Annotated in this window: 22 protein-coding genes and 1 pseudogene; 9 read left to right on the top strand and 14 right to left on the bottom strand. The window is 73.1% G+C overall.

Annotated elements, in window-relative coordinates:
* Positions 1-119: 119 nt before the first annotated feature.
* Positions 120-437: a hypothetical protein gene (locus OG332_RS39985; protein ID WP_327418043.1), complete on the top strand. Its 318-nt coding sequence runs from the start codon at positions 120-122 to the stop codon at positions 435-437.
* Positions 438-530: 93 nt separating this feature from the next.
* Here the strand turns inward: OG332_RS39985 and OG332_RS39980 are convergent, their stop codons facing one another.
* Complete coding sequence (locus OG332_RS39980; RefSeq protein ID WP_327418042.1) at positions 531-1721, bottom strand: acyl-CoA dehydrogenase family protein; 1191 nt, start codon at positions 1719-1721, stop codon at positions 531-533.
* A 157-nt stretch (positions 1722-1878) separates the two neighbouring features.
* Here OG332_RS39980 and OG332_RS39975 point away from each other — a divergent pair, with 157 nt between their 5' ends.
* Positions 1879-2430: a DinB family protein gene (locus tag OG332_RS39975; protein WP_327418041.1), complete on the top strand. Its 552-nt coding sequence runs from the start codon at positions 1879-1881 to the stop codon at positions 2428-2430.
* An 805-nt stretch (positions 2431-3235) separates the two neighbouring features.
* Here the strand turns inward: OG332_RS39975 and OG332_RS39970 are convergent.
* From OG332_RS39970 to OG332_RS39960, 3 genes are read right to left on the bottom strand one after another with little or no spacing between them, the layout of a single operon-like run.
* Positions 3236-3757, bottom strand: coding sequence for a hypothetical protein (locus tag OG332_RS39970; protein WP_327418040.1), 522 nt, complete (start codon positions 3755-3757; stop codon positions 3236-3238).
* A gap of 24 nt (positions 3758-3781) precedes the next feature.
* A complete protein-coding gene (locus tag OG332_RS39965) occupies positions 3782-4618 on the bottom strand; it encodes a class II fructose-bisphosphate aldolase (RefSeq protein WP_327418039.1) in 837 nt (278 codons plus the stop codon).
* Complete coding sequence (locus OG332_RS39960; RefSeq protein WP_327418038.1) at positions 4615-5517, bottom strand: SIS domain-containing protein; 903 nt, start codon at positions 5515-5517, stop codon at positions 4615-4617. The genes OG332_RS39965 and OG332_RS39960 overlap by 4 nt, the downstream gene beginning before the upstream one ends.
* A gap of 190 nt (positions 5518-5707) precedes the next feature.
* Between OG332_RS39960 and OG332_RS39955 the strand changes: the two genes are divergently transcribed.
* Positions 5708-6487: a DeoR/GlpR family DNA-binding transcription regulator gene (locus OG332_RS39955; RefSeq protein ID WP_327418037.1), complete on the top strand. Its 780-nt coding sequence runs from the start codon at positions 5708-5710 to the stop codon at positions 6485-6487.
* Between the two features lie 339 nt (positions 6488-6826).
* Here the strand turns inward: OG332_RS39955 and OG332_RS39950 are convergent, their stop codons facing one another.
* The 3 genes from OG332_RS39950 to tdh form a co-directional block, all read right to left on the bottom strand.
* Entirely contained in the window at positions 6827-7741 is a 915-nt protein-coding gene (locus OG332_RS39950) for a LysR family transcriptional regulator (RefSeq protein ID WP_327418036.1), read from the bottom strand.
* 128 nt (positions 7742-7869) lie between these two features.
* Entirely contained in the window at positions 7870-9078 is a 1209-nt protein-coding gene (locus tag OG332_RS39945) for a glycine C-acetyltransferase (RefSeq protein WP_327418035.1), read from the bottom strand.
* Positions 9079-9206: 128 nt separating this feature from the next.
* The gene (gene tdh / locus OG332_RS39940) at positions 9207-10235 is read right to left on the bottom strand and encodes an L-threonine 3-dehydrogenase (protein WP_319721267.1); all 1029 of its coding nucleotides are present in this window, start codon (positions 10233-10235) and stop codon (positions 9207-9209) included.
* A 211-nt stretch (positions 10236-10446) separates the two neighbouring features.
* On the opposite strand from tdh, the gene OG332_RS39935 reads away from it, so the two are divergent.
* Positions 10447-11355, top strand: coding sequence for an alpha/beta hydrolase (locus tag OG332_RS39935; RefSeq protein ID WP_327418034.1), 909 nt, complete (start codon positions 10447-10449; stop codon positions 11353-11355).
* 32 nt (positions 11356-11387) lie between these two features.
* Here the strand turns inward: OG332_RS39935 and OG332_RS39930 are convergent, their stop codons facing one another.
* A complete protein-coding gene (locus tag OG332_RS39930; protein ID WP_327418033.1) occupies positions 11388-12125 on the bottom strand; it encodes a class I SAM-dependent methyltransferase in 738 nt (245 codons plus the stop codon).
* A gap of 169 nt (positions 12126-12294) precedes the next feature.
* Here OG332_RS39930 and OG332_RS39925 point away from each other — a divergent pair, with 169 nt between their 5' ends.
* The 3 genes from OG332_RS39925 (at position 12295) to OG332_RS39915 (ending at position 15967) form a co-directional block, all read left to right on the top strand.
* Positions 12295-12570 carry a hypothetical protein gene (locus OG332_RS39925; protein ID WP_327418032.1) on the top strand — a complete coding sequence of 92 codons (276 nt, stop codon included), beginning with the start codon at positions 12295-12297 and terminating at the stop codon, positions 12568-12570.
* Between the two features lie 49 nt (positions 12571-12619).
* On the top strand, positions 12620-14722 hold the full coding sequence (locus OG332_RS39920) for a SpoIIE family protein phosphatase (protein ID WP_327419517.1): 2103 nt from the start codon (positions 12620-12622) through the stop codon (positions 14720-14722).
* Between the two features lie 81 nt (positions 14723-14803).
* The gene (locus OG332_RS39915) at positions 14804-15967 is read left to right on the top strand and encodes an IS701 family transposase (protein WP_327419097.1); all 1164 of its coding nucleotides are present in this window, start codon (positions 14804-14806) and stop codon (positions 15965-15967) included.
* A 142-nt stretch (positions 15968-16109) separates the two neighbouring features.
* Here OG332_RS39915 and OG332_RS39910 read toward each other — a convergent pair whose 3' ends face one another.
* Together OG332_RS39910 and OG332_RS39905 are read right to left on the bottom strand one after the other, a co-directional pair.
* The gene (locus tag OG332_RS39910; RefSeq protein ID WP_327418031.1) at positions 16110-17933 is read right to left on the bottom strand and encodes a glycoside hydrolase family 15 protein; all 1824 of its coding nucleotides are present in this window, start codon (positions 17931-17933) and stop codon (positions 16110-16112) included.
* A gap of 88 nt (positions 17934-18021) precedes the next feature.
* Entirely contained in the window at positions 18022-18585 is a 564-nt protein-coding gene (locus OG332_RS39905; protein ID WP_327418030.1) for a DoxX family membrane protein, read from the bottom strand.
* 120 nt (positions 18586-18705) lie between these two features.
* On the opposite strand from OG332_RS39905, the gene OG332_RS39900 reads away from it, so the two are divergent.
* Positions 18706-19170 carry a MarR family winged helix-turn-helix transcriptional regulator gene (locus OG332_RS39900; protein WP_327418029.1) on the top strand — a complete coding sequence of 155 codons (465 nt, stop codon included), beginning with the start codon at positions 18706-18708 and terminating at the stop codon, positions 19168-19170.
* Positions 19171-19225: 55 nt separating this feature from the next.
* On the top strand, positions 19226-19522 hold the full coding sequence (locus OG332_RS39895; protein ID WP_327418028.1) for a YkvA family protein: 297 nt from the start codon (positions 19226-19228) through the stop codon (positions 19520-19522).
* Between the two features lie 33 nt (positions 19523-19555).
* Here the strand turns inward: OG332_RS39895 and OG332_RS39890 are convergent, their stop codons facing one another.
* The 4 genes and pseudogenes from OG332_RS39890 to OG332_RS39880 all read right to left on the bottom strand — a co-directional run bounded on the left by OG332_RS39890 (position 19556) and on the right by OG332_RS39880 (position 22178).
* Entirely contained in the window at positions 19556-19915 is a 360-nt protein-coding gene (locus tag OG332_RS39890; RefSeq protein WP_327418027.1) for a VOC family protein, read from the bottom strand.
* A 64-nt stretch (positions 19916-19979) separates the two neighbouring features.
* The gene (locus OG332_RS39885) at positions 19980-20615 is read right to left on the bottom strand and encodes an alpha-ketoglutarate-dependent dioxygenase AlkB (protein WP_327418026.1); all 636 of its coding nucleotides are present in this window, start codon (positions 20613-20615) and stop codon (positions 19980-19982) included.
* 63 nt (positions 20616-20678) lie between these two features.
* Positions 20679-20953 (bottom strand): annotated as a pseudogene (locus OG332_RS47995) (VOC family protein).
* Positions 20943-22178 (bottom strand): MFS transporter, encoded by a 1236-nt coding sequence (locus OG332_RS39880; protein WP_327418025.1) that lies wholly within the window; start codon positions 22176-22178, stop codon positions 20943-20945. Before OG332_RS39880 ends, OG332_RS47995 begins: the two are co-directional and overlap by 11 nt.
* Between the last annotated feature and the right edge of the window lie 283 nt (positions 22179-22461).

Genomic DNA, 22461 nt, shown 5'->3' with positions numbered 1-22461 from the left:
CGGGGCCGTGCCACTGTGCGGACGGTCACCTTGACGACTTTTGACGCTTAGGCCACCCCTTGCCTTCGCTCCCGCCTCGCGGGCGTGGGCACACCCCGCAGAAGATCCCCGGAGCAGCAATGTCCGCCGCCGACGCCACCGTGACCCAACGAAGACCTGGACGGGAAGCAGAACTTCTCCAGCTCCCCGACTGGTGTGGGGCCGGCGCCTTCCTCGACCCCGATCTCAGTTCACCGCTGACCTGCGTCAAACTCGGCCTCGTCCTGGTGCTCTCACTCAACGGTGTCCAGGCGTCCGCCCTGCGCCACCGGCTGGCCGCCGTCGACGGTGGCCCCGTCAGCCGCGCGCTGGTGATCCGCGGTGCCGTGACGGCATCCGTATCACAAGCTGCCTGGTGGGGCGCCGTCGCCATCGGCTTCTTGAACAGCCGGCACTGATCACCCCCACCGACGCGCTGAAAGTGCGTGCGCGGTTCACGGCGGCGACCATCCCTCTTTTGTGCCGGTCGAAAGGCCTCGTCACAGGCGGGCTCAGCGGCGGACCCGGGGCATGCCCAGGCCGATCCAGGAGATGATCTCCCGCTGGATCTCGTTGTTGCCGCCGCCGAAGGTGAAGATGACGGCGCTGCGGTAGCCGCGTTCGAGTTCGCCGTGCAGGACCGCGCCCGCGGAGCCGTCCTTGAGGGAGCCGGCCGCGCCGGCGATCTCCATGAGCCAGGCGTATGCGTCCCGGCGGGCCTCGGAGCCGTACACCTTGACCGCGGAGGCGTCCTGGGGCGTGAGGGTGCCGGCCTGGACGGCGTTCACCATCTGCCAGTTGAGCAGCTTCATCGCGTCGAGCCGGGCGTGGGTGCGTGCGAGGCGGCCGCGCACCCAGCCGAGGTCGATGACCCGGCGGCCGTCGGCGAGTTTGGTCGCGGCGGCCCAGCGCTGGACGTCATGGAGGGCCCGGATGGCCATGGTGCCGTGCGCGGCCAGGGTCACGCGCTCGTGGTTGAGCTGGTTGGTGATCAGGCGCCAGCCCTTGTTCTCCGCGCCGACCCGGCGGCTCGCGGGGACGCGGATGTTCTCGTAGTAGCTGGCGGTGGTGTCGTGCGAGGCGAGGGTGTTGATGAGGGTGCAGGAGTAGCCGGGGTCCGAGGTCGGCACGAGGAGCATGGTGATGCCCTTGTGCGCGGGTGCGTCCGGGTCGGTGCGCACGGCGAGCCAGACCCAGTCGGCGGTGTCGCCGTTGGTGGTCCAGATCTTCTGGCCGTTGACTACGTACGTGCCGCTCTCCTCGTCGCCCTCGCGGACGGCCTTGCACTTGAGCGCCGCGAGGTCGGTGCCGGCGTCGGGCTCGCTGTAGCCGATGGCGAAGTCGATCTCCCCCGCGAGGATCTTCGGCAGGAAGTACGCCTTCTGCTCGTCGGTGCCGAACTGCATGAGGGTCGGCCCGACGGTGTTGAGCGCCATCAGGGGCAGCGGTACGACGGCCTGTGCGGCCTCGTCGAAGAAGATGAACTGGTCCATCGGGGACATCCCGCGGCCGCCGTACTCCTTCGGCCACCCGACCCCGAGCCAGCCGTCCGCCCCGAGGCGGCGGATCGTCTCGCGGTAGTACCGCTTCTGGGCGGCCGGGTCCTCGTAGCGGGCGTACACGTCGTCCGGAACCAGCTCGGCGAAGTAGGCGCGCAGCTCGGTGCGCAACTGCTGCTGCTCAGGCGTGTATTCGAGGTGCACGGCCCCTCCGGGAGTCTCGCGGTCCAGCCGGTTCGCTGTGGCGGCGGTCAGAGTAGAACCAGTTTCAGAAATTCGGAAGGGCCGGGGATGCGCAAGGCGTCGGTGGGTCGGGGACCCGTGTGCCGGCGGTCCCGCGCCGCCGTTCATACTCTCGGCTATGACGAGTCCACGGAGCAGAGCGGAATTCTTCGTCGAGCCCGAGCGGGACGGCCGTTTCAGCGGCCCCGCGACCGGCGACGAACGGCACATGCTGGTCGCCTTCCTGGCGGACCACCGCGCGACGCTGGAACTGAAGTGCACGGGCCTGGGAGAGGAGTTGGCGCGGCGGTCCGTGGAACCGTCCACGCTCTCCCTGCTGGGACTGGTCCGGCACCTCGCCGATGTGGAGCGCCGCTGGTTCAGGAAGGTGCTGGCCGGGCAGGACGCGCCGCCGCTGTACTCCTCCGCGGCCGAACCGGACGGCGACTTCGACGGCGCCGACGCCGACCCCGCGGCCGTCGAGGCGGCCTGGGAGGCGTGGCGCCACGAGGTGGCCTTCGCCGAACGCTTCGTCGCCGAGGCGCCCGGCCTCGACGTCGAGGCCGTGGACGCGTGGCGCGGGAAGGTGTCCCTGCGCTGGGTCCTCATCCACATGGTCGAGGAGTACGCGCGGCACAACGGTCACGCCGACCTGCTCCGCGAGCGGATCGACGGAGCCGTCGGCATCTGAGCCGCCGGTCTCCTCACCGTGGTCCGGCCGCCCTGATCCCGGTGCCCGCCAGGCCCGGCCGGACGAGGATCTTGATGCGGTCCTGCGGGCGGCGCGGGAGGCGAAGGCCGCGTCCAGGGCGCCGGATCCGGCCTCGCCGGTGACCGGCGCGGCCGGGTCGATGCGTCCGTCGGCGAACCGCGCCGGCGAGGCGCCGAACTCCGCCGGCGGGTAGGTCGGGCACAGGCCACGGGGCGGATCACGCCCTCGGTCATCACCCCACCGATCTGCAGGATCTCGGCGCCGCGCGGGACGGAGTGCAGGAGCCGGTCCAACACGCTCGAACGCCCAGGCAGTTGACCACCACCAGGGCCGCGCACGCTCCACGCACCGGGCCACCGGATCCTCGTCGGCCGGGTCGACCACCGCGTGCGCGCCCAGCCGGGCCGCGGCCGCGCGCCGCAGCGCCGAGGGGTCGGAGGCGACCACCGGCCCGGCGCCGCGCTCCGGCAGGGCCGCGACGGCGCCGAGGCCCACCGGGCCGCAGCCGGCGGCCACGGCCGGGCCGCCCTCGCCGGCGGAGCTGCGCGCGATGGTCCCGAAGCCGACGGCCAGCGGCTCGGTGAGGAGGCCAGCGCCAGGTCCAGGGAGTCCGGTACGGGCAGCAGCGCCTGCGCCCGTACGACGATCCGCTCCCCGAATCCACCGGGGAAGGTGATGCTGCAGCCGACGCCACGGACCGCTCCCCCGGGTCGAGCGCCCAGCGGCGCACCTGCAACAGCGCCGCCGACGTCCTCCCACCGAGTGGGACGTCCGCCGCCGGCCGTCAGGTGTAGAGGTAGAGGACGTCGAAGCGGACGAGGTCCCGGACCGTGTCGAAGAGGTACTCGCCCGAGGTGACGGCCTCCGACTGCGTGCGGTGCGCGTACGCGTCGAACCCCGGGCTGTGCTGCCAGGCCGCGGCGGCGGGCAGGTGCGGCTCCAGCTCGGCGGGCGCCGCGGACGGCGCGGCGGGGGTGAAGGCGCCGTAATCGGCGTTGCGCACGATCGCGGCCGCCCCGCCGGCCGCCAGGCGGGCGACTCCGACCAGGCGGACGCGGGAGTCCGGGCTCGGGATCGTCCGGTCCCCGCCGGTCTCGTCGATGTCGTGGCCCAGCCAGTGCGCGTCGGTCAGCTCGCCCAGGTACGGCCGGAAGCGGCGGTTCAAGGGCTCCAGGTCGGTGCGCACCTGGAGCCGGTCCGGCTGCGGCCACGCGGCGTACGCCGTGAGGCCGCCCACGGCCAGCAGCGGGAGGCCGGCGATCAGCAGGAACCTGCGCCGATTCGTACGTCCCGGCTGCGCTTCCACGACCGCCCCCGCCCCCGATGCCCGTCAGTTCAGGGCGCTGATCATAGCCGCCGCCGTCGCCGTCATCGCCGTACGGGCGGCCGTCAGGTACGGCCGGGGGTCCGCCGGGGTCAGGTGGGTGCGGATGGCCTCGGTCATGGCCAGGTTCAGCGCGGTGCCGATGTTGACCTTGCGGATGCCGCCGGCGACGGCCGCCGCGAGCTCGGCGTCCGGCAGCCCGGAGGAGCCGTGCAGGACGAGCGGCGCGTCCACCGTCTTCGCCAGCCGGGCCAGCAGCACGTGGTCCAGGGCCGCGGTCCGGCTGGTCATCGCGTGGCTGCTGCCGATGGCGACGGCCAGCGCGTCGACCCCGGAGTCGGCGACGAACCGCCGTGCCTCGTCGGGGTCGGTACGGGCGCCGGGCGCGTGCGGATCCAGCGGGGCGGCGCCGTTCTTGCCGCCGACCTCGCCCAGCTCGGCCTCGATCCACAGCCCGTTGGCGTGCGCCCAGTCGGCGGCGGAGCGCGTCGCCTCCAGGTTCTCCCCGTACGGGAGGTGGGCGGCGTCGTACATCACCGAGCTGTACCCGGCGTCGCAGGCCTGCCGGAGCAGTTCCGCGCTCTTGACGTGGTCCAGGTGCAGGCCGACGGGGACCCCGGCGGCCTCCGCGCACGCGACGGCGGCCCGGGAGATGGGCAGGAGCTGCCCGCCGCGGAACTTCACGGCGTTCTCGCTCAGTTGCAGGATGACCGGCAGCCCGGCGGCCTCGGCCCCGGCCACGACGGCTTCGGCGTGCTCCAGGGTGATGATGTTGAAGGCGGCGACGGCGCGGCCCGCGCGGGCCGCCTCCAGGACGAGCGGACCTGCGGGTACGAGGCTCATCGGACCGCCTCCTCGCCGGTGGTGAGGATCACCGAGCGGGTGAGATGGCGCGGCGCGTCCGGATCCAGCTGCTGGTGGGCGGCGACGGCGAGGGCGAGGCGGTGCACGCGGACCAGTTCGGCGAGCGGGTCGAGCTGCCCGGCCACCCACTGGGCGCCGGTGGCCCGTACCTGCGCGGCGAGCCCCTCGGGGGCCTCGTCGAGCGACCAGGTGGCGGTGCCGGGTCCGGAGACGCTGATCGGCCCGTGCCGGTACTCCATCGCCGGGTAGGACTCCGCCCAGGACAGCGACGCCTCCCGCATCTTCAGCGCGGCTTCGTTCGCCAGCCCGACGCTCCAGCCGCGGCCGAGGAAGGTGAACTGCCCCCGGCTCGCCAGCTCGGCGGGCAGCGGCTCGGTGAGGGCGGTACGGGCGTCGGCGACCACGGCAGGGGTGTGCAGCCCGACGTGGGCGCGCAGCAGGGTGAGGGCGGTGGTCGCGAAGCGGGTCTGCACGACGGACTGTTCGTCGGCGAAGTCGAGGACGACGAGCTCGTCCGCGAGGGTCATCACCGGGGTCGCGGGATCGCCGATGACCGCGGTCGTGGGCACGCCCGCGTCGCGGAGCGCCCCCAGCAGGTCCAGTACCTCGGTGGTGGTGCCGGACCGGGTCAGGGCGACGACCCGGTCGTAGCGGCGGTGGCGGGGGAACTCCGAGGCGGGGAAGGCGTCGGTCTCGCCCTGCCCGGCCCCCTCGCGCAGCACGGCGGCCGCCTGGGCCATGAAGTACGAGGTCCCGCACCCGACGATCGCGGTACGCTCCCCCGGCTGCGGCAGCACCGCCCGCTGGGCCGGGACCAGTTCGGCGGCCCGTTCCCAGCATGCGGGCTGCGTGCCCAACTCGTACGCGACGTGACTCATACAGGCTCCCTCGTGCGACAGGCCGGTCTGAATGCGTGTTCCTGCAAGATATCGGGCAGTTTCACGCAACTTCAAGCATCCACGGGCTGATCGACTGGGTTAGTGTCGCCGGGTGGGCCGGTGGAGGCCGAGGGAACTCACCGGCGGGCGCCGTGGAACGAATGTCGCAGAACACCGAAGGGGGCGGACGATGACGCGCAAGGAGCGCTGGCAGACACTGCTGGACCTGCTCGTGGAGCGGGGTGAGCTGGAGGTGGAGCCGGCGGCGGAGGCCCTCGGCGTGTCGGCCGCGACCATTCGCCGCGACCTCGACCAGCTCGCCGAACAGCAGCTGCTGGTCCGCACCCGCGGCGGGGCGGTACTGCACGGGGTCTCGTACGAACTCCCCCTGCGCTACCGGACCTCGCGCCGTGCCGCCGAGAAGCGCCGGATCAGCGAGGCGGTGGCGGCCCTGGTCGCGCCGGGCGAGGTGATCGGCCTGACGGGCGGCACCACGACCACCGAGGTGGCGAGGGCGCTGGCCGGCCGCCCGGACCTGGCCCAGGGCTCGCCGGCGCTCACCGTGGTGACGAACGCCCTCAACATCGCGGGCGAGCTGGTGATCCGGCCGCAGTTCAAGATCGTGCTGACGGGGGGCGTCGCCCGCCCCCAGTCGTACGAGCTCACGGGGCCCCTCGCCGAGCAGGTGCTGGGCCAACTCGCCGTGGACACCGCGGTGCTCGGCGTGGACGGCTTCGACCCGGCGGACGGCGCGGCGACCCGGCACGAGGACGAGGCCTCGGTCAACCGCCTGCTGTGCGAGCGTGCCCGCCGGGTGGTCGTCGCGGCCGACTCCAGCAAGCTGGGCGTGCGCGCCTTCGCGCGGATCTGCGCCACCTCGTCGGTGGACGTGCTGGTGACGGACACCGGCCTGGCGCCGGCGGCGGCCCTGGAGTTCGAGGCCGCAGGCGTGCAGGTGCTACGGGTGTGAGCCGCGGCCCCGGGGGGCCCGCGCGCAGGCGCCCCTCACCCCGTCCGGCGTGATCACCCAGTACGCCGTACCGGAGAACGGCCTCGCGCCCCAGCCCCAGGACATCGTCGCCGGACCGGACGACAGCCTGTGGTTCACCCACCACACACCCGAGGAGGCCGGTACGACGGCGGCCGCCGCACGCGCCGGCCGGCTGGTCGTCACGCATGGGCGCCCCGGCCACGGCCCGGACGAAGCGGTGGCCCGCGCCTCGGCGCACTGCCGCCGGGCCCGTCGACCGCGCGGCGCCCGGGGCCGTCTTCACGCTCGCCTGACCCGCCTGCATCCGGCGTACCGCGCTCAGTGCGCCGGCAGCCGCTCGGACTCCCGGACCAGGGCGGCCAGCACGGGGGCGATCAGCGGATGGGTCTCGCCGCCCCGGCGGGTGGCGGCGAAGACCCGGCGGGTGGCGGCCGGGCCCGTCACCGGTCGGACCTGGACCTCCTTGAGGTCCATGCCCCGCAGCGCCGAGCGCGGTACGAGGGCCACCCCGGCCCCGGCGCCCACCAGCGCCGTCACGGCCCGGAAGTCGTCGGAGGAGTGGACGAACCGGGGCTGGAAGCCCGCCAGTTCGCAGGCGAGGAGCGTCACGTCGTGGCACGGGTTGCCGGGATACTGGCCCACCCAGTCCGAGTCGGACAGGTCGGCCAGCGACACCGCGGGCGCGTCGGCCAGCGGGTGCCCGGAGGGCAGCACCGCGTCGAAGGGCTCCGCGTACAGCGGGAGGACCGACAGCCGGGCGTCGTCCGCCCCGGGACCGCCCCGGTACTCGACCGCGAGGGCCACGTCCGCCTCGCCGTCCAGGAGCAGCGGCAGGCTCTGGTCGCCCTCCGCGTCCCGGACCCGCAGCCGGATGCCCGGCTGCTCCAGTGCGAGCCGGGCGATCGCCGGGGCCAGGACCTCCGCGATCCCCGTCGCGAAGGCGGCCACGGTGACCTCGCCCGCCGAGCCGCCGGCGTAAGCGGCGAGTTCGGCCTCCGCCCGCTCCAACTGCGCCAGCACCTCGTGGGCGTGGCCGAGCAGGATCTCACCGGCCGCGGTGAGCCGCACGCCCCGGCCGCTGCGGGTGAGCAGCGCGTGGCCCGTCTCCTGTTCCAGCGCCGCGAGCTGCTGGGAGACGGCCGAGGGGGTGAGGTACAGGGCTGCGGCCGCGGCGGTCACCGTACGGTGGTCCGCCACGGCCCGCAGGATGCGCAGCCGGCGGGGGTCGATCACCCCTCCATTGTCGCAGGCCACGCGGGCCCCTCCGGCCGCTGAGGCCGCTCTTGCCGCCCCCACCGCCCTTGCCACTCGGACCGCTCCGACCCCTCAGGCCACTCAAGCCACCCGGTCACGCCACCCGGTCAGGCCTTCTCGGCCGCCAGCGCCGCACGGGCGTCGGTGAAGGCGGCCACCGCACGCTCCACGTCGGCCGTCGAGTGGGCCGCCGAGAGCTGCACGCGGATGCGCGCCGCGCCCATCGGCACCACCGGGTAGGAGAAGCCGATCACGTAGACCCCGCGCTCCAGGAGCAGCTCCGCCATCCGGGCCGCCTCCGCCGCGTCGCCGATCATCACGGGGGCGATGGCGTGGTCGCCGGGGAGGATCTCGAAGCCCGCCTCGGTCATCTTCGTGCGGAAGAGCGCGGTGTTGGCGGCCAGCTGCTCGCGCAGGTCGCCGGCCGACTCCAGCAGGTCGAGGACCTTGAGGGAGGCCGCGGCGATGACCGGGGCGAGGGAGTTGGAGAAGAGGTACGGGCGCGAGCGCTGGCGCAGCAGCTCCACGATCTCCGCGCGCGCAGCGACGTAACCGCCGGAGGCGCCGCCGAGGGCCTTGCCGAGGGTGCCGGTGATGATGTCGACGCGGTCCATGACCCCGTGCAGTTCCGGGGTGCCGCGGCCGCCGGGGCCGACGAAGCCGACGGCGTGCGAGTCGTCGACCATGACCATGGCGTCGTAGCGCTCCGCCAGGTCGCAGATCTCGGCGAGCGGGGCGACGTAGCCGTCCATGGAGAAGACGCCGTCGGTGACGATCAGCTTGCGGCGGGCGCCGCCCTCGGTGGCTTCCTTCAGGCGGGCTTCGAGCTCGGCCATGTCGCGGTTGGCGTAGCGGAAGCGCTTGGCCTTGCTCAGCCGGATGCCGTCGATGATCGAGGCGTGGTTGAGGGCGTCGGAGATGACCGCGTCCTCGGCGCCGAGGAGGGTCTCGAAGACTCCGCCGTTGGCGTCGAAGCAGGAGGAGTAGAGGATCGTGTCCTCCTGGCCGAGGAAGGCCGACAGCCGCGCCTCCAGCTCCTTGTGCACCTCCTGGGTGCCGCAGATGAAGCGGACGGAGGCCATGCCGTAGCCCCAGCGGTCCAGTGCTTCCTTCGCGGCGGCGACGACCTCGGGGTGGTCGGCCAGTCCCAGGTAGTTGTTGGCGCAGAAGTTGAGCACCTCGCCGGGGGCGCCGCCCGCGGTGACGGCGACCGCGGCGTTCTGCGGGGTGCCGATGACGCGCTCGGGCTTGTGCAGGCCGGCGGCGCGGATCTCGTCGAGGGTGGTGCGGAGGTCCTCGCGGACGGTCTCGAACATGTGCGGTTCTCCTTGTGCGGCGGAGGGCGACGAGGGGACGAGGGGGGAGGGGGGCCGGGCCCCGCGGAGGGGGGACGGATTGCGGGACCCGGCCGGAGGGAGATGGTTCAGCGGGTCCGGTCCGGCGGTTACGCCGTCCAGTCCAGGATGATCTTGCCGCTGCGGGCGGTCGACGCCTCGTCGAAGGCGGCCTCGAAGTCGCGGTGCGAGTAGCGGCCGGTGATCACGGGGCTGAGGTCGAGCCCGCCCTCCAGCAGCACGGTCATCGCGTACCAGGTCTCGAACATCTCGCGGCCGTAGATGCCCTTGATGGTGATCATCGAAGTGACGACCTTCGCCCAGTCCACCGGGAACTCCTGCGCGGGCAGTCCCAGCATGGCGATCTTGCCGCCGTGCGTCATGTTGTCGATCATGTCGCGCATCGCCTCGGCGCGGCCGGACATCTCCAGGCCGACGTCGAAGCCCTCGCGCAGGCCGAGCCGCGTCTGCGCCTCGGCGATCGAGGACTCGGCGACGTTCACCGCGAGGGTGGCGCCCGCCTTGCGGGCGATCTCCAGCCGCTCGGGGCTGACGTCGGTGATGACGACGTTGCGGGCGCCGGCGTGCTTGGCCACGGCCGCCGCCATGATCCCGATCGGGCCGGCGCCGGTGATCAGCACGTCCTCGCCGACCAGCGGGAAGGACAGGGCCGTGTGCACGGCGTTGCCGAAGGGGTCGAAGATCGCGGCGACGTCCAGGTTCACGGTGGTGCGGTGCACCCAGACGTTCTGCGCGGGCAGCACCACGTACTCGGCGAAGGCGCCGTCCCGGCCGACGCCGAGCCCGATCGTGCTGCGGCACAGGTGGCGGCGGCCGGCCAGGCAGTTGCGGCACCTGCCGCACACCAGGTGGCCCTCGCCGCTGACCAGAGCGCCGATCTCGATGTCGCGGACGTCCGCGCCGAGCGCCGCGACCTCGCCGACGAACTCGTGGCCGAGGACGAGCGGGGTCTTGACCGCGCCCTGGGCCCAGCCGTCCCAGGCCCGGATGTGGAGGTCGGTTCCGCAGATGCCGGTGCGCAGCACCTTGATCAGCACATCGCCGGGGCCGTACTCGGGCTCGGGGACGTCCATGAGCCACAGTCCGGGCTCGGCCTTGTGCTTGACGAGTGCCTTCATGGGGTGGCTCCAGGCATGCGGAAGGGGGCGCCGCGGGCGTGCGGGCCCGGACGGCGTCGGTGACGGGCACCAATCTGCCGATCGGCGCGGTGATCAGTCCATCGAGACTTTCTTAAGCGGGTCGACAGCGCAGCTTCACGCCTATGCTCCTCAGGTGACGGGGCAGGGTCCCGTGCCGCTGCCGGCGCGGGGAAAAGGGGAGGTGAGGGGCGTGCCGAGTCTGCGCAGCAGGGCGCTGTCGGCGGCGCTGATCGCGGCGGGACGGCGAAGACGGTTCGCGAGCGCCGAGGCGGTACGGACCCGGGTGGCGCAGTCCGCCCGCCGGCCCGCCTCCCATCTGCCGCCGCGTTCGCTGGGCCGGGTCGCGGACATCTCGCGGACCTTCGTCGGAGCCTGGCCCGTGTACGACGTCTCCCCGCTCGGGAGGGAGCCCGCGGCGCAGGTGCTGTACGTGCACGGCGGCGGGTACATCAACGAACTGGTCCGCCCGCACTGGGCGCTGATCCGGACCCTGGTCACGCGGGCGCGGGCGCGGGTCGTCGTACCCGCGTACATCCTCGCTCCGCGCGGTACCGCGGACCGGAACGTCCCGGTCGCCGCCGATCTGCTGAGCGGCCTGATCGCGGGCGGCGGTGGCGGCGGGACGGTGCTCATCGGGGACTCGGCGGGGGCGGGGCTGGCGCTGGCGGCCGCGCAGCGGCTGCGCGACCGGACCGGCGCGCAGCCCTCCAGGATCGTGCTGATCTCGCCCTGGCTCGACGTGACCATGAGCCATCCCGACCAGGCGGCCATCGAGGCCGCCGATCCGATGCTGGGCCGTCCGGGGCTGCGGGAGGCGGGCCGGCTGTACGCGGGGACGCTGGCCCCGGACGATCCCCGGGTGAGCCCGCTGCACGGGAGCTTCGCGGGGCTGGCGCCGCTGACGGTGTTCACCGGGACCCGGGACGTGCTGATCACGGACAGCAGGGAGCTGCTGCGCCGGGCCCGCGCGGACGGGGTCGAGGTGGAGTTCCACGAGGCGGCGGGGCTGCCGCACGCGTACCCGCTGCTGCCGGTGCCGGAGGGGCGGGCGGCGCGCGACCGGATCGTCGAGCTGATCAGGGCGACGGCGGAGCTGTGACCTGCCCACCCGGGACCGGGGAACAAAGTGCGCTACGCCGTGCAGGTCATCAGCGAGCTGATCGGCCAGGCCCGGTACGCCGTCCAGTACGCCTCGTCGCGTACGGCGTCGGCGGGCGGGGTCCGGTTCGGCTGCCAGCCGACGGTGGCGAAGCCCGCTTCGACGGCCGCCTCGGCGAGGTCGGAGTGGGCCCACTCGCGGAACTCGAAGGGCACCGGCGGCTCGGTCAGGAAGTGCGCCTTCAGCAGCGGTGCGTCGCCGTCCGGGATCCGGTCGAGGATGCGGACCCCGTACGGCGACCAGTCCACGCGCGGGAAAGCCCCCGCGTTGGGCACGATGGCCAGCAGCCGCCCGCCGGCGCGCAGGTTGGCGCGGACGGACCGGAACATCGCGTGCAGGGACCTGCGGTCGGGCGCGTAGCTGAAGACGTACGCGGCGGTGGCGAGGTCGAAGGGGCCGAGGTGGGGAAGGCCGGCGGCGTCGGCGACGTGGTATTCGACGTCCGGCCGGTCCTTCGTGGCCTCGTGCTCGCGGGCCAGCCGGATCATCTCCTCCGAGACGTCCACGCCGACGGTCCGGCGGGCCCCGCCGCGGGCCAGCAGCCGGGTGTTGTAGCCGTATCCGCAGGCAAGGTCGAGGGCATCGAGCCCGCGCACCCCGCCGAGCGCGTCGAGGGCTCCGTGCAGCGTGTAGGTGTCGGCCGCCGAGAAGGCCGCCGTGGTCTTGGACTCCGCGTAACGCTCGCCGATGGTGTCGTACTGGAACCGCATGCTCTGCCTTCCGGGGGCCTGCCGGGGGTGGGACGCGTGCGTATCGTGCCCCGCGGCGCGCCCGGGGGGCGGTCCGTACACCCGTACGTCCCCCGGACGAGGGAGGCGGTCGGCCTAGCGCCGCTCCTGGCCGGCGGGGATCAGCTCGCGCGCAGGTGCGCAGCCAGGCGTGAGCCGGGTCGGCGTCGTGGCGCGGGTGCCAGGCCATGTCGCCGCCGTCAACCTGCTGATGGCGGTGGTCGGCACCGTGCTGGCCTCGCGCTTCCACGGGAACCCGCAGGATCCGGCCCAGGTCGCCGCCTTCACCGACGCGATGGGGGCCGCGCTGCGCACGGTGGCCGTGGCGCTGTTGTGCGCGTCGGCCGCGGTGGTGGCCGGGTACCGGGCCGGGGGGCGGCGCGGGCGCGGCCGGGATGCAGTGGCCGCCGCCGAGGGCGCATCCTGACTGTGTGATCGCGAGAGCGGACAGCGGCGGCGTCCCGGCCCCTGATGCCATGACTCGGGCGCTCGCCCGGGCCACCGTGAGCGCCGTGAAGGCCGTGGGTGGGTACGCGGGCGGGGTCTACATGCGCTCGCCCACCGCCGGGCTCCTGCTGCTGGCGGTGTTCATGGGACTGCCTCTGCCGCTGTTCCGCCCGTGGTGGCGGATCCAGGTGAACCGCCCGTACCCGCCCGCCGAGGCCTACCGCACCGGGCAGGCCGTGCACCTGCCCGACGCGGAGTCGGCCGTGGGCCGCTTCCCGCAGCTCGTCGCCAGCCTGCCGTTCCCCTTCGCCTCACTGTACGAGCCGGTGACCGCCGGGGCGCAGCGGTTCGGCGTGCTGCTGGTGCTGCGCCCGGCGACCCCCGGCGTCCCGGTGGGGGCCGTCGACCGGGAGCGGCTGCGGGAGGCCGCGGACCGGCTGGCCCAGGACCTCGCCGCGCTCGCGGCGGCCGGGACGCCGGTGGAGTGGGAGGGCGACCCGGTGGGTGTGCCGACGCCGCCGCCCGACACCGGGTCAGCGGGTGCCCGTGCGGCCCTGGACCGGCTCGCGCTGGCGGTGCTCTCCCTGGACCGGCAGGGCAGGATCGGTTTCGTCAACAGGGCGGCCGAGGAGCTGCTCGGCCTCGCCGGCCCGCAGCTGTACGGGAAGGTGCTGTGGGAGGCGCTGCCGTGGCTGGGGCACCACGCCTACGACGACCATTTCCGGGCCGTCTTCATGTCCGGCGAGCCGGCCCGCTTCCCGGCCCGTCGCGGCCGCCACCCGCCCGGGGAGTGGCTGTCGGTGGACCTGCACCCCGCCCCCGACGGCGTGACCCTGACGATCGGCAGCACCGAGAAGCCCACCTACGCACCCGCGTCGGTGGGCCGGCCGGATGCGGGCCCCGTTTCGCCCGTCGACCAGGCCTCCGCGCTGTACCGGCCGGTGGCCCTCGCCATCGCGCTGTCGGAGGCGGTCACGGCCCGGCAGGTGTCGGCGGTGGTCACCGAGGAGCTGCTGCCGGCCTTCGGCGGCCGCCAGCTGGCGATCTACCTGCTCGACGAGCGGCACCTGTACCTCGCCTGGGAGACCGGATTCCCCAAGGGCTTCCTCAACCGGTTCGACGGGGTCTCCCTCGATGTGCGGCTGCCGGGCGTGGAGACGCTGACCACGGGCCGGCCGATGTTCTTCGAGTCGATGGAGCACCTCGCCGCCGCCTATCCGGGCATTCCCCTGGACGCCGACGTCGGCGCCCGCGCCTTCCTGCCGCTGATCGCCTCCGGCCGGCCGGTCGGCTCGTGCATCCTGGGCTTCGACTCGCCCCGCGGCTTCACTGCGGAGGAGCGTACGGTCCTCACCGCGCTCGCCGGCCTGATCGCGCAGGCCCTGGCGCGGGCCCGGCGCTACGACAGCGAGGCGGCCCTCGCGCGCGGGCTCCAGGCGGCCCTGCTGCCGCACCGGCTGCCGGTGCGCGAGAACGTGGACACGGTCGGCCGCTACCTCGCGGGCACCGTGGGCATGGACGTCGGCGGCGACTGGTACGACGTGATCGAGACGGGTCGCGGCCTGCTGGCCCTGGTCATCGGGGACGTCCAGGGCCACGGCGTGGCGGCCGCGGCGACCATGGGTCAACTCCGCAGCGCGGTACGGGCCTTCGCGCTCAGCGGCTCCACGCCGGAGCAGGTGATGAGGGGCACCAACCAGCTGCTCATCGACCTGGATCCGGGCCAGTTCGCCAGCTGCTGCTACGTGTTGCTCGACCCGGCGTCGGGTGCCGTCCGGGCCGTCCGGGCCGGCCACCCCCAGCCGCTGCTGCGCCACCCCGACGGGCGGACCGAGGTGCTGGACCTGGCGGGCGGGGTGGTGCTCGGCATCGACCCGGAGGCCTCGTACCCGGTCACGGAACTGCGGCTGGAGACGGGCGCCGTGCTCGCCCTCTACACGGACGGACTCGTGGAGACGGCGGGCATCGACATCGACGTCGGGGTCGAGCGGGTACGAGTGGCCCTGGCCGCGGCCCGGCCGTCCCCGCTGACCGAGGCCGCCGACCGGCTGATCGGCCAGGCGGGCGACACCGTCGACCGGCCGGACGACATCGCCCTGCTGCTGGCATCCCGCAGGGGCGAGGACGCCTAGTACTGCAACCGCATGTGGCGTGACGGTCGGTGAGGTTGCTCGTTGTTGTGACTGTGTGATGAATCGCTGACGGTTGAGCAGATCGAGTCGTGGTCCGAGGGTGTAGCGGGGTTGCATGCCCGGTTCGGGCATCGTTTTGGCAGGTCGGAGCCACGTGATCGGGCTCTGGACTACATGACGGGCCTGCTTGCGCCGCTAGAGAAGAAGAACGGGTGGACGCTGGCCGAGCAGGTCGGCCAGCTCCGCCCGGACGGTGTGCAACGCCTGCTCAACCACTCCGAATGGGACGAGAACGCGGTCCGCGACGATGTCCGGGACTTCGTCGTGGAGACCATCGGCGCCAAGGATGGCGTGCTCATCGGGGACGACACCGGGTTCCTGAAGAAGGGCACCAGGTCAGCAGGGGTCCAGCGGCAGTATTCCGGCACCGCTGGCCGCACCGAGAACTGCCAGATCGGCACCTTCCTCGCCTACGCATCCGCCAAAGGGCGGGCGCTGATCGACCGGGAACTCTACGTCCCGAAGTCCTGGACGGACGACCGCGACCGCTGCCGGGCAGCCGGGATCGACGACACCGTGCCGTTCGCCACGAAGATCGAGCACCTCAAGTGGATGCTGCAACGCGCCATCGACGCGGCTGTTCCCTTCGCCTGGGTGACCGCGGACGAGGCATACGGGCAGGTCAAGCACTTCCGCGCCTGGCTGGAAGAACGCCAGGCCGCGTATGTGCTGGCCACCAAGGTCAACGACACCGTGATCACCGCCGACGGCCGGGACGCCCGCGTCGACGAGCTGATCGCGGCCCTGCCGAAGCAGGCATGGAAGCGGATCTCCGCCGGAGCAGGCGCCCACGGCCAGCGGATCTACCACTGGGCCCGCGTCGCGATCCGGCCCGCCTGGGAGGGCGGATCCGGGCACTGGGTGCTCGCCCGCCGCAATCTGTCCGACCCCACCGACATCGCCTACTACGTCTGCTATGGCCCCGTCACTTCCCGGCTGAAAGACCTGGTCAGGACCGCCGGAGCCAGGTGGGCGGTGGAGGAATGCTTCCAGACCGCGAAGGGTGAATGCGGGCTCGATCACTACCAGGTGCGGCTCTACCGGGCCTGGTACCGGCACATCACCCTGGCCATGGCCGTCCTGGCCTACCTCACGGCCATCCGTGCCGCAGAAGCCGCAAAAGGGGCAGCGGAGATGACGAGCAAGACCTCATACCCCTCAGCGTCCCGGAGATCCGCCGGATGATCGGGCACGTCGTCGTCACGCCCCGCTGCCACAGCAACGAGCACCGTCTGCACTGGTCACGCTTCCGGCGCCGCAGCCAGGCCCGAGCCCGCCGCTGCCATTACCAACGCCGAGGCCACGACCCACACATGCGGTTGCAGTACTAGGCCGTCCAGGGCCTGTCAGCCGGCTTCCGTGGACGGTCCGTGCCGCCCGCCAGGATCAGTGCGGTGTTCACCAGGCCGACGTGGCTGAACGCCTGGGGGAAGTTGCCGAGTTGGCGTCCGGCGAGGGGGTCGTACTCCTCCGCGAGCAGTCCCACGTCGTTGCGCACGGCCAGCAGCCGCTCGAAGAGATCGCGCGCCTCCTTCTCCCGGCCCGTCAGGTACAGGGCGTCGGCCAGCCAGAACGAGCAGGCCAGGAAGGCTCCTTCGTCGCCGGGCAGTCCGTCGACGGTGGGGCCTTCGGTGGTGTAGCGGCGGACGAGTCCGCTGCGGCCGAGCTCCTCCCGGACCGCGTCGACCGTCCCGACGACGCGCGGGTCGTCGGGCGGCAGGAAGCCGACCCGCGGGATGAGCAGGGTGGACGCGTCGAGCTCGCTGGAGCCGTAGTACTGGGTGAAGGTGCCCCGTTCGTGGTCGTAGCCGCGCTCGCACACGTCGCGGTGCACCTCGTCGCGCATGGTCCGCCAGCGCTCCACGTCGCCGGGCATCGAGGAGTCGTTCTCCAGGGCGCGCACGGCCCGGTCGGCGGCGACCCACGCCATCACCTTGGAGTGCACGAAGTGCCGGCGCGGTCCGCGCACCTCCCACAGGCCCTCGTCGGGCCGGCGCCAGTTGCGCTCCAGGAAGTCGAGGAGGGCGAGCTGGATCCGCCAGGCGTGCCGCTCGGAGGGGAGCCCGGAGGACCGGGCCAGGTGCAGGGAGTCGATGACCTCGCCGTACACGTCGAGCTGGAGCTGGTCGACGGCGGCGTTGCCGACCCGGACCGGGGCGGAGGAGGCGTAGCCGCGCAGCCACGGCAGCTCGCTCTCGGGGATCCGTCGCTCGCCGGCGATGCCGTACATGATCTGGAGGTCGGCGGGGTCGCCCGCGACGGCGCGCAGCAGCCATTCCCGCCAGGCGCGGGCCTCGTCGAGGAAGCCGGTGGACAGGAGCGAGCCGAGGGTGAGGGTGGAGTCCCGGAGCCAGCAGTAGCGGTAGTCCCAGTTGCGGACGCCGCCGAGCTCCTCGGGGAGGGAGGTGGTGGAGGCGGCGACGATGCCGCCGGTCGGGGCGTAGGTGAGGGCCTTGAGGGTGATCAGGGAGCGGGTCACGGCCTCTTCGTAGGGGCCCTCGTAGCGGCACTGCGAGCTCCACTCGCGCCAGTCCGCGAGGCCCTGCTCCAGTGCCTCGAAGGGGTCGCAGGGCTCGGGGCGCGGCTCGTGCGAGGGATGCCAGGTCAGGACGAAGGCGACGCGCCGGCCGGGGGTGACCGGGAACTGGGAGCGGGTGCTGTTGGCCTCGCCCCAGGTGCGGACCGGGGGGACGCTGCGGAACCACGCGGAGTCGGGCCCGGCGACGGCGACCCGGTCCTCCTCCACGCGGCGCACCCAGGGGACGACGTGACCGTAGTCGAAGCGCAGGCGCAGGGTGCTGTGCATCCGCACGGTGCCGGTGATGCCCTCGACGATGCGGACCACGTCGGGGGCCCGGTCGCGCTGCGGCATGAAGTCGATGACCTTGGCGGTGCCGGTGTCGGTCACCCAGTACGACTCCAGGACGAGCGAGCCGTCCACGTAGGCGCGGCGGGTGCACGGCTCTCCGTCGGGGGCGTCGACGGGGGCGATGCGCCAGTGGCCGTTCTCCTCGTCGCCGAGGAGCCTGGCGAAGCAGGCGGCCGAGTCGAAGCGGGGCAGGCACAGCCAGTCGATGGACCCGTCACGGCCGACCAGTCCGCTCGTCATCAGGTCGCCGATGAGTGCGTAGTCTTCGATGGGTTGTGTCATTTGTGCGCTCTTCCCGCGAATGCCCGGGGCCAATCAGCTCGGACCCCGGACACCCCCGTGCGCGCTACGTCAGGCTCTGGGGAGCGTTCTAGTCGCGTACGAGGAGCAGCGCGGCGGCGAGGACCACGCCGAGGGCGACGGCGAGGGCGCCGTGCGCCAGGCGGTGGCCGCGCAGCACGGGCAGGAAGCGGTCGGCCGCGTACCGGCCGGGGCCGGTGAGGGCGAGGGCCGCGGCGCCCGCGGTCAGCAGCAGCTCGTACTCGATGCCCTTGGGGGCGAAGAAGGCGCCGGCGCCGTGGACGGCGATCGCGTTGATGAGGGTTCCGACGATCGCGGCGCCGGCGAGCGGGGTGAGCAGTCCGAGGGCGAGGCCGAGGCCGCCCAGGGTCTCGGTCAGCCCGGCGAGGACGGCCATGGCGTCACCCGCGGGGTAGCCGCTGGCGGTGAAGAACCGGCCGGTGCCGCTGATGCCGCCGCCCCCGAACCAGCCGAAGAGCTTCTGGGCGCCGTGGGCCGCCATGGTGAGGCCGAGGACGAGGCGCAGGAGGAGCAGGCCGGTGTCGTGGCCCGGGGTGGAGAGGGCGGCGGGCTCGGGGCGTACGGCCGGTGCGGCGGCCTGCGGCTTCGTCGTGGTGACGGAGGGGCTGGTCATGGGGGGGGTCCTTCCGGTCGGGCGGCCCGGTGGAGGTGGCAGGAGTTGTTCAAATTCGAACCGCTAATCGTCGACCCTAACCATTGATTCAAATTGGAACAACCCGTGTAGGGTGGGGCCATGTCTGAACCGAGATGGCTGGACGACCGCGAGATGCGGGCCTGGAGCGGCTTCCTGGCCGCATCGGCCCTGGTGAACCGCCGTCTCGACCAACAGCTCAAGGACGAGGCCGGGCTCTCGCACCCCCAGTACGAGATCCTCGTACGGCTCGCCGCGGCGCCCGGGCGCGAGCTGCGGATGACCGAGCTCGCCAACGGCCTGATCAACTCCAAGAGCGGGCTGACCTACCAGGTCACCCAGATGGAGAAGGCCGGCCTGGTCCGCCGCCGCAGCTGCCCTTCCGACGTCCGCGGCGTCTTCGCCGTCCTCACCGACGCCGGCGGCGCCAAGCTGGAAGAGGCCGCACCGGGGCACGTGGCGACGGTCCGGGAGATCCTCGTCGACGTCCTGACCCCCGGGCAGCTCGACGCGCTCGCCGACGGGCTGGGCGAGGTCGGCCGCAGGCTGCGCGAACAGGGCGCCTGAGCGGATCCGGCCGCCGGCCGGGTAGTGAGTGCCGGTTTCGGGGTATAGGGGCGGCATGGACGGAACGGTCTGGCTCAGCTTGGTCACGGTCGTCGCGGTGGGGCTCGCGATCGCCGCGGCCGTGCTGCTCGTACGGGTCTTCAAGGCGCGGCGGCTGCTGCTCGACGCGGGGATCCCGCTGCGCGACAAGGCCCTGTTCTGGGTCGCCGTGATCTACACCGTCTCGCCGGTGGACCTGATTCCGGACCCGGTGTACCTGGACGACATCGGCGTGCTGATGCTGGCGCTGCGCTCGCTGCACGCGGCGGCCGGGGCCGTCCGCACGGCGAAGGAGCCGGACGCCGTCGCGTGAGGCCGTGGCGGTACGGGTCGGCGCCGTACGGGCTCAGCGCTGCTGGTCGAAGAGGCCCGGGTTGCCGTCCGGGTCGAGGACGAGGAAGCCGCCCGGACCGGAGCCGGACTCGTCGGCCTCCGTCAGGAACTCCACGCCGCCCGCCTTCAGCTCCCGCTGCAGCCCGCGGACGTCGGTGAACGAATCGAGCGGCTGCGCGTTCGCGCCCCAACCCGGGTTGAAGGTCAGCATGTTCTTCTCGAACATGCCCTGGAAGAGCCCGATCATGTGGTCGCCGTTCTTGAGGATCAGCCAGTTCTGCGCGGGGTCCCCGCCGAAGGCGGTGAAGCCGAGCTTCCTGGAGGCCTCGATGTCCCGTACGGACAGACTCACGGAGAACGCGCCCAGATCCACGCCCATCAGCGTGGACGGGCCCGGGTGGGGCCGCAACTCCGAGGGCGGCGCCCGGAGCCGGCGGTCAGCGGACGCCCCGGGTCCGGAACTGCACGCTGATGCGGGGCCCGACCGCCCGTACCGACTTCGGCACGGCGTGCTCCATGGTGCGCTGGCAGGAGCCGCCCATGACGACGAGGTCGCCGTGGCCCAGGGGCAGTCGCAGCAGGGTGGCTCCGCCGTCGCGGGGACGGAGGGCGAGATCGCGCGGGTCGCCGACGGAGACGATGGCGACCATGGTGTCCTCGGTCGAGGAGCGGCCGGTCCGGTCTCCGTGCCAGGCGACGCTGTCCCGGCCGTCGCGGTAGAGGCACAGGCCCGCGGTGGTGAAGGGTTCGCCGAGCTCGGTGGCGTAGTGGCGGGTCAGCGCCTCGCGGGATTCGGTGAGCGAGGGGTGCGGCAGGACCCCGTCCTCCCCGTAGAAGGCGAGCAGCCTGGGCACCTCCACCTCGCGCTCGTACATCTGCCGCCGCTCGGCGCGCCAGGGCACGTCGGCGGCCAGCCGCTCGAAGAGCGCGTCGGCGCCGCTCAGCCAGCCGGGCAGGTGGTCGACCCAGGCCCCGGCGCCGAGCTCGGTGCGCCACATGCCGTCCAGGGGGCCGAGCCGGATCTCGTCACCCTGGTCGAAGAGGGAGCCCTGAAGGCCCTGGACTGCGTGCATGACCCCAGCCTAACCCCATGAACCGAACATATGCACGAATACAGGTCTTGGTGGCCGCTCACCTCATCGGCCCGCCGGGGGCCGGTGCAGGCCGAAGGGGGTGCCCTGGTCGACGTGGCAGAGCCGGAAGCGGCCGAACCGGGCGACCGACTCCTCGCCGCTCCCCGGTTCGGTGTCGTCGACCGCGAAGAAGGGGTACGGCCTGGCGCCGGGGTCGTTGCCGTGCAGTCCGCCGGGGTCGTATGGCGTCCGGATCGCGCCCCGCCGCCGGCCGGGCCCGGCTCGAAGGCCCAGCCGAAGAGTCCGCCGAAGAAGGCACGGGCCCGCTCAACTGCCACCCGCGCGGACGACGTACGGCCGGGACAGGACGGTGACGGCGACGGAGACGGCGGCGACGAGGGCGATCGCGGCGCCGGGGGCGAGGCACTGGGCCAGGCCGCCGGCGAGCGCGGCGCCGAGCCCCTGCCAGGTCATCCGGCCCGCCGACTCGACTCCCTGGACCTGGCCGCGGACCCGGTCGGGGGTCAGGTCCAGGAGCTGCTCCTGGAGGGGCAGGGTCGCCGCGAACCCGGCACTGGCGAGGAACACCGCGGCCACCACGACCGGGAGGGGCGGGTGGAACGCGAACAGCAGGAAGGGGACGGCGAGCAGCAGCCGCAGGGCGAAGGCGTGGCGGCGGCGCCGGTCGGCGCTCAGCAGCCGGCCGACGGCCAGGTCCCCGAGGAGCATGCCGGCCGATCCTGCGGCCAGGAGGGTGCCGGCGCGGCCGGGTTCGTAGGAGATGAACAGGGCCTCGCAGCCGACGATCAGACCGTTGGGGACCCACAGGTTCAGCAGCAGCGCCCGCCGGCCGGGGTGGGAGAACAACTCGGCGTTCGTCGTCCAGGTCCGGCGCAGTCCGGGGCGCCGGGTAAGCCGGATCGAGCGTTCCCGGACGGTGGCCGCCACCACGGCGAGTCCGAGGGCGGTCAGGGCGGCGGCGACGAGGAAGACCCCGTGCGGGCTCAGGTACGACAGCAGTACGGCGCCGGCTGCGTAGCCGAGGATCGCCGTACCGCCCGAGGTGATGTTCATGAGCGAACGCGCGGGTGCGTAGGCGGAGTTCGGCACGATCTCGGCGAGCAGCCCCAGCCGGGTGCCGGTCCCCAGGGACTGGAAGAAGCCCAGCACCAGCAGCAGCCCGAACCGCGCGGCCAGCGGCAGCCCCGGAACGGCCTGGGCGCAGACACCGGCCAGCGAGGCGAACTGGAGCGCGACGATGGTCCGGCGCGGCCGGTTCCCGTCCGCGACCGACATCAGCGTCAGCGCGCCGAGCACCGTCGCGAACGTGGCGCCGTACATGCTCACGGCCGTCAGGAAGGGGGAACGGGTCTGCTGGTCGACGAGGGTGCCGAGGGCGAAGCCCGACAGGGTGCTCGCGGCGACGGTCAGGGCGAAGCCGGCGTAGAGGCCGGTGAACTCCCGGTTGCGGAGCAGGTCGCGGTAGCCGGTGGAGGGCCGGGAAGGCGCGGAAGACGGATCGGAGGAAGGGGAGGGAGGAGAGGAAGGAAGGGAAGAAGGCATGAAAAAAGCCTCCGGACACGTGCACGGGGCACGCACGCCGAAGGCCAACACCGGGATTCTAGCAGTGTTTTCCGTACCACTCCTTGGACACCCCCGGCCCCCGGCCCGGGCCCGGGGCGGAATCTTCCCCGCATCTGCGTGTGATCAGGAACTCACGCACTTGGCCGCAGGCCCGCCGCACGGTAGCGTCACGGCGACATTTGCATATTAGCGACGACGGCGAGACGGAAGCCCGGTGTGAATCCGGCATGGTCGCGCCACTGTGTGCTGCGGTGACATCCCC

This window comes from Streptomyces sp. NBC_01233 (genome assembly GCF_035989305.1).
Taxonomy (GTDB): domain Bacteria; phylum Actinomycetota; class Actinomycetes; order Streptomycetales; family Streptomycetaceae; genus Streptomyces.
This window is presented reverse-complemented; position numbering and strand designations above follow the sequence as displayed.

What these genes read in the sequence shown, in the direction of transcription:
- OG332_RS39975 (WP_327418041.1), top strand. Translation starts at nt 1,879, where the DNA reads ATGACGAGTCCACGGAGCAGAGCGGAATTCTTCGTCGAGCCCGAGCGG.
- OG332_RS39985 (WP_327418043.1), top strand. Translation starts at nt 120, where the DNA reads ATGTCCGCCGCCGACGCCACCGTGACCCAACGAAGACCTGGACGGGAA.
- OG332_RS39945 (WP_327418035.1), bottom strand. Translation starts at nt 9,078, where the DNA reads ATGTTCGAGACCGTCCGCGAGGACCTCCGCACCACCCTCGACGAGATC.
- OG332_RS39965 (WP_327418039.1), bottom strand. Translation starts at nt 4,618, where the DNA reads ATGAGCCTCGTACCCGCAGGTCCGCTCGTCCTGGAGGCGGCCCGCGCG.
- OG332_RS39955 (WP_327418037.1), top strand. Translation starts at nt 5,708, where the DNA reads ATGACGCGCAAGGAGCGCTGGCAGACACTGCTGGACCTGCTCGTGGAG.
- OG332_RS39880 (WP_327418025.1), bottom strand. Translation starts at nt 22,178, where the DNA reads ATGCCTTCTTCCCTTCCTTCCTCTCCTCCCTCCCCTTCCTCCGATCCG.
- OG332_RS39885 (WP_327418026.1), bottom strand. Translation starts at nt 20,615, where the DNA reads ATGCACGCAGTCCAGGGCCTTCAGGGCTCCCTCTTCGACCAGGGTGAC.
- OG332_RS39895 (WP_327418028.1), top strand. Translation starts at nt 19,226, where the DNA reads ATGGACGGAACGGTCTGGCTCAGCTTGGTCACGGTCGTCGCGGTGGGG.
- tdh (WP_319721267.1), bottom strand. Translation starts at nt 10,235, where the DNA reads ATGAAGGCACTCGTCAAGCACAAGGCCGAGCCCGGACTGTGGCTCATG.
- OG332_RS39960 (WP_327418038.1), bottom strand. Translation starts at nt 5,517, where the DNA reads ATGAGTCACGTCGCGTACGAGTTGGGCACGCAGCCCGCATGCTGGGAA.
- OG332_RS39910 (WP_327418031.1), bottom strand. Translation starts at nt 17,933, where the DNA reads ATGACACAACCCATCGAAGACTACGCACTCATCGGCGACCTGATGACG.
- OG332_RS39905 (WP_327418030.1), bottom strand. Translation starts at nt 18,585, where the DNA reads ATGACCAGCCCCTCCGTCACCACGACGAAGCCGCAGGCCGCCGCACCG.
- OG332_RS39900 (WP_327418029.1), top strand. Translation starts at nt 18,706, where the DNA reads ATGTCTGAACCGAGATGGCTGGACGACCGCGAGATGCGGGCCTGGAGC.
- OG332_RS39930 (WP_327418033.1), bottom strand. Translation starts at nt 12,125, where the DNA reads ATGCGGTTCCAGTACGACACCATCGGCGAGCGTTACGCGGAGTCCAAG.
- OG332_RS39920 (WP_327419517.1), top strand. Translation starts at nt 12,620, where the DNA reads ATGACTCGGGCGCTCGCCCGGGCCACCGTGAGCGCCGTGAAGGCCGTG.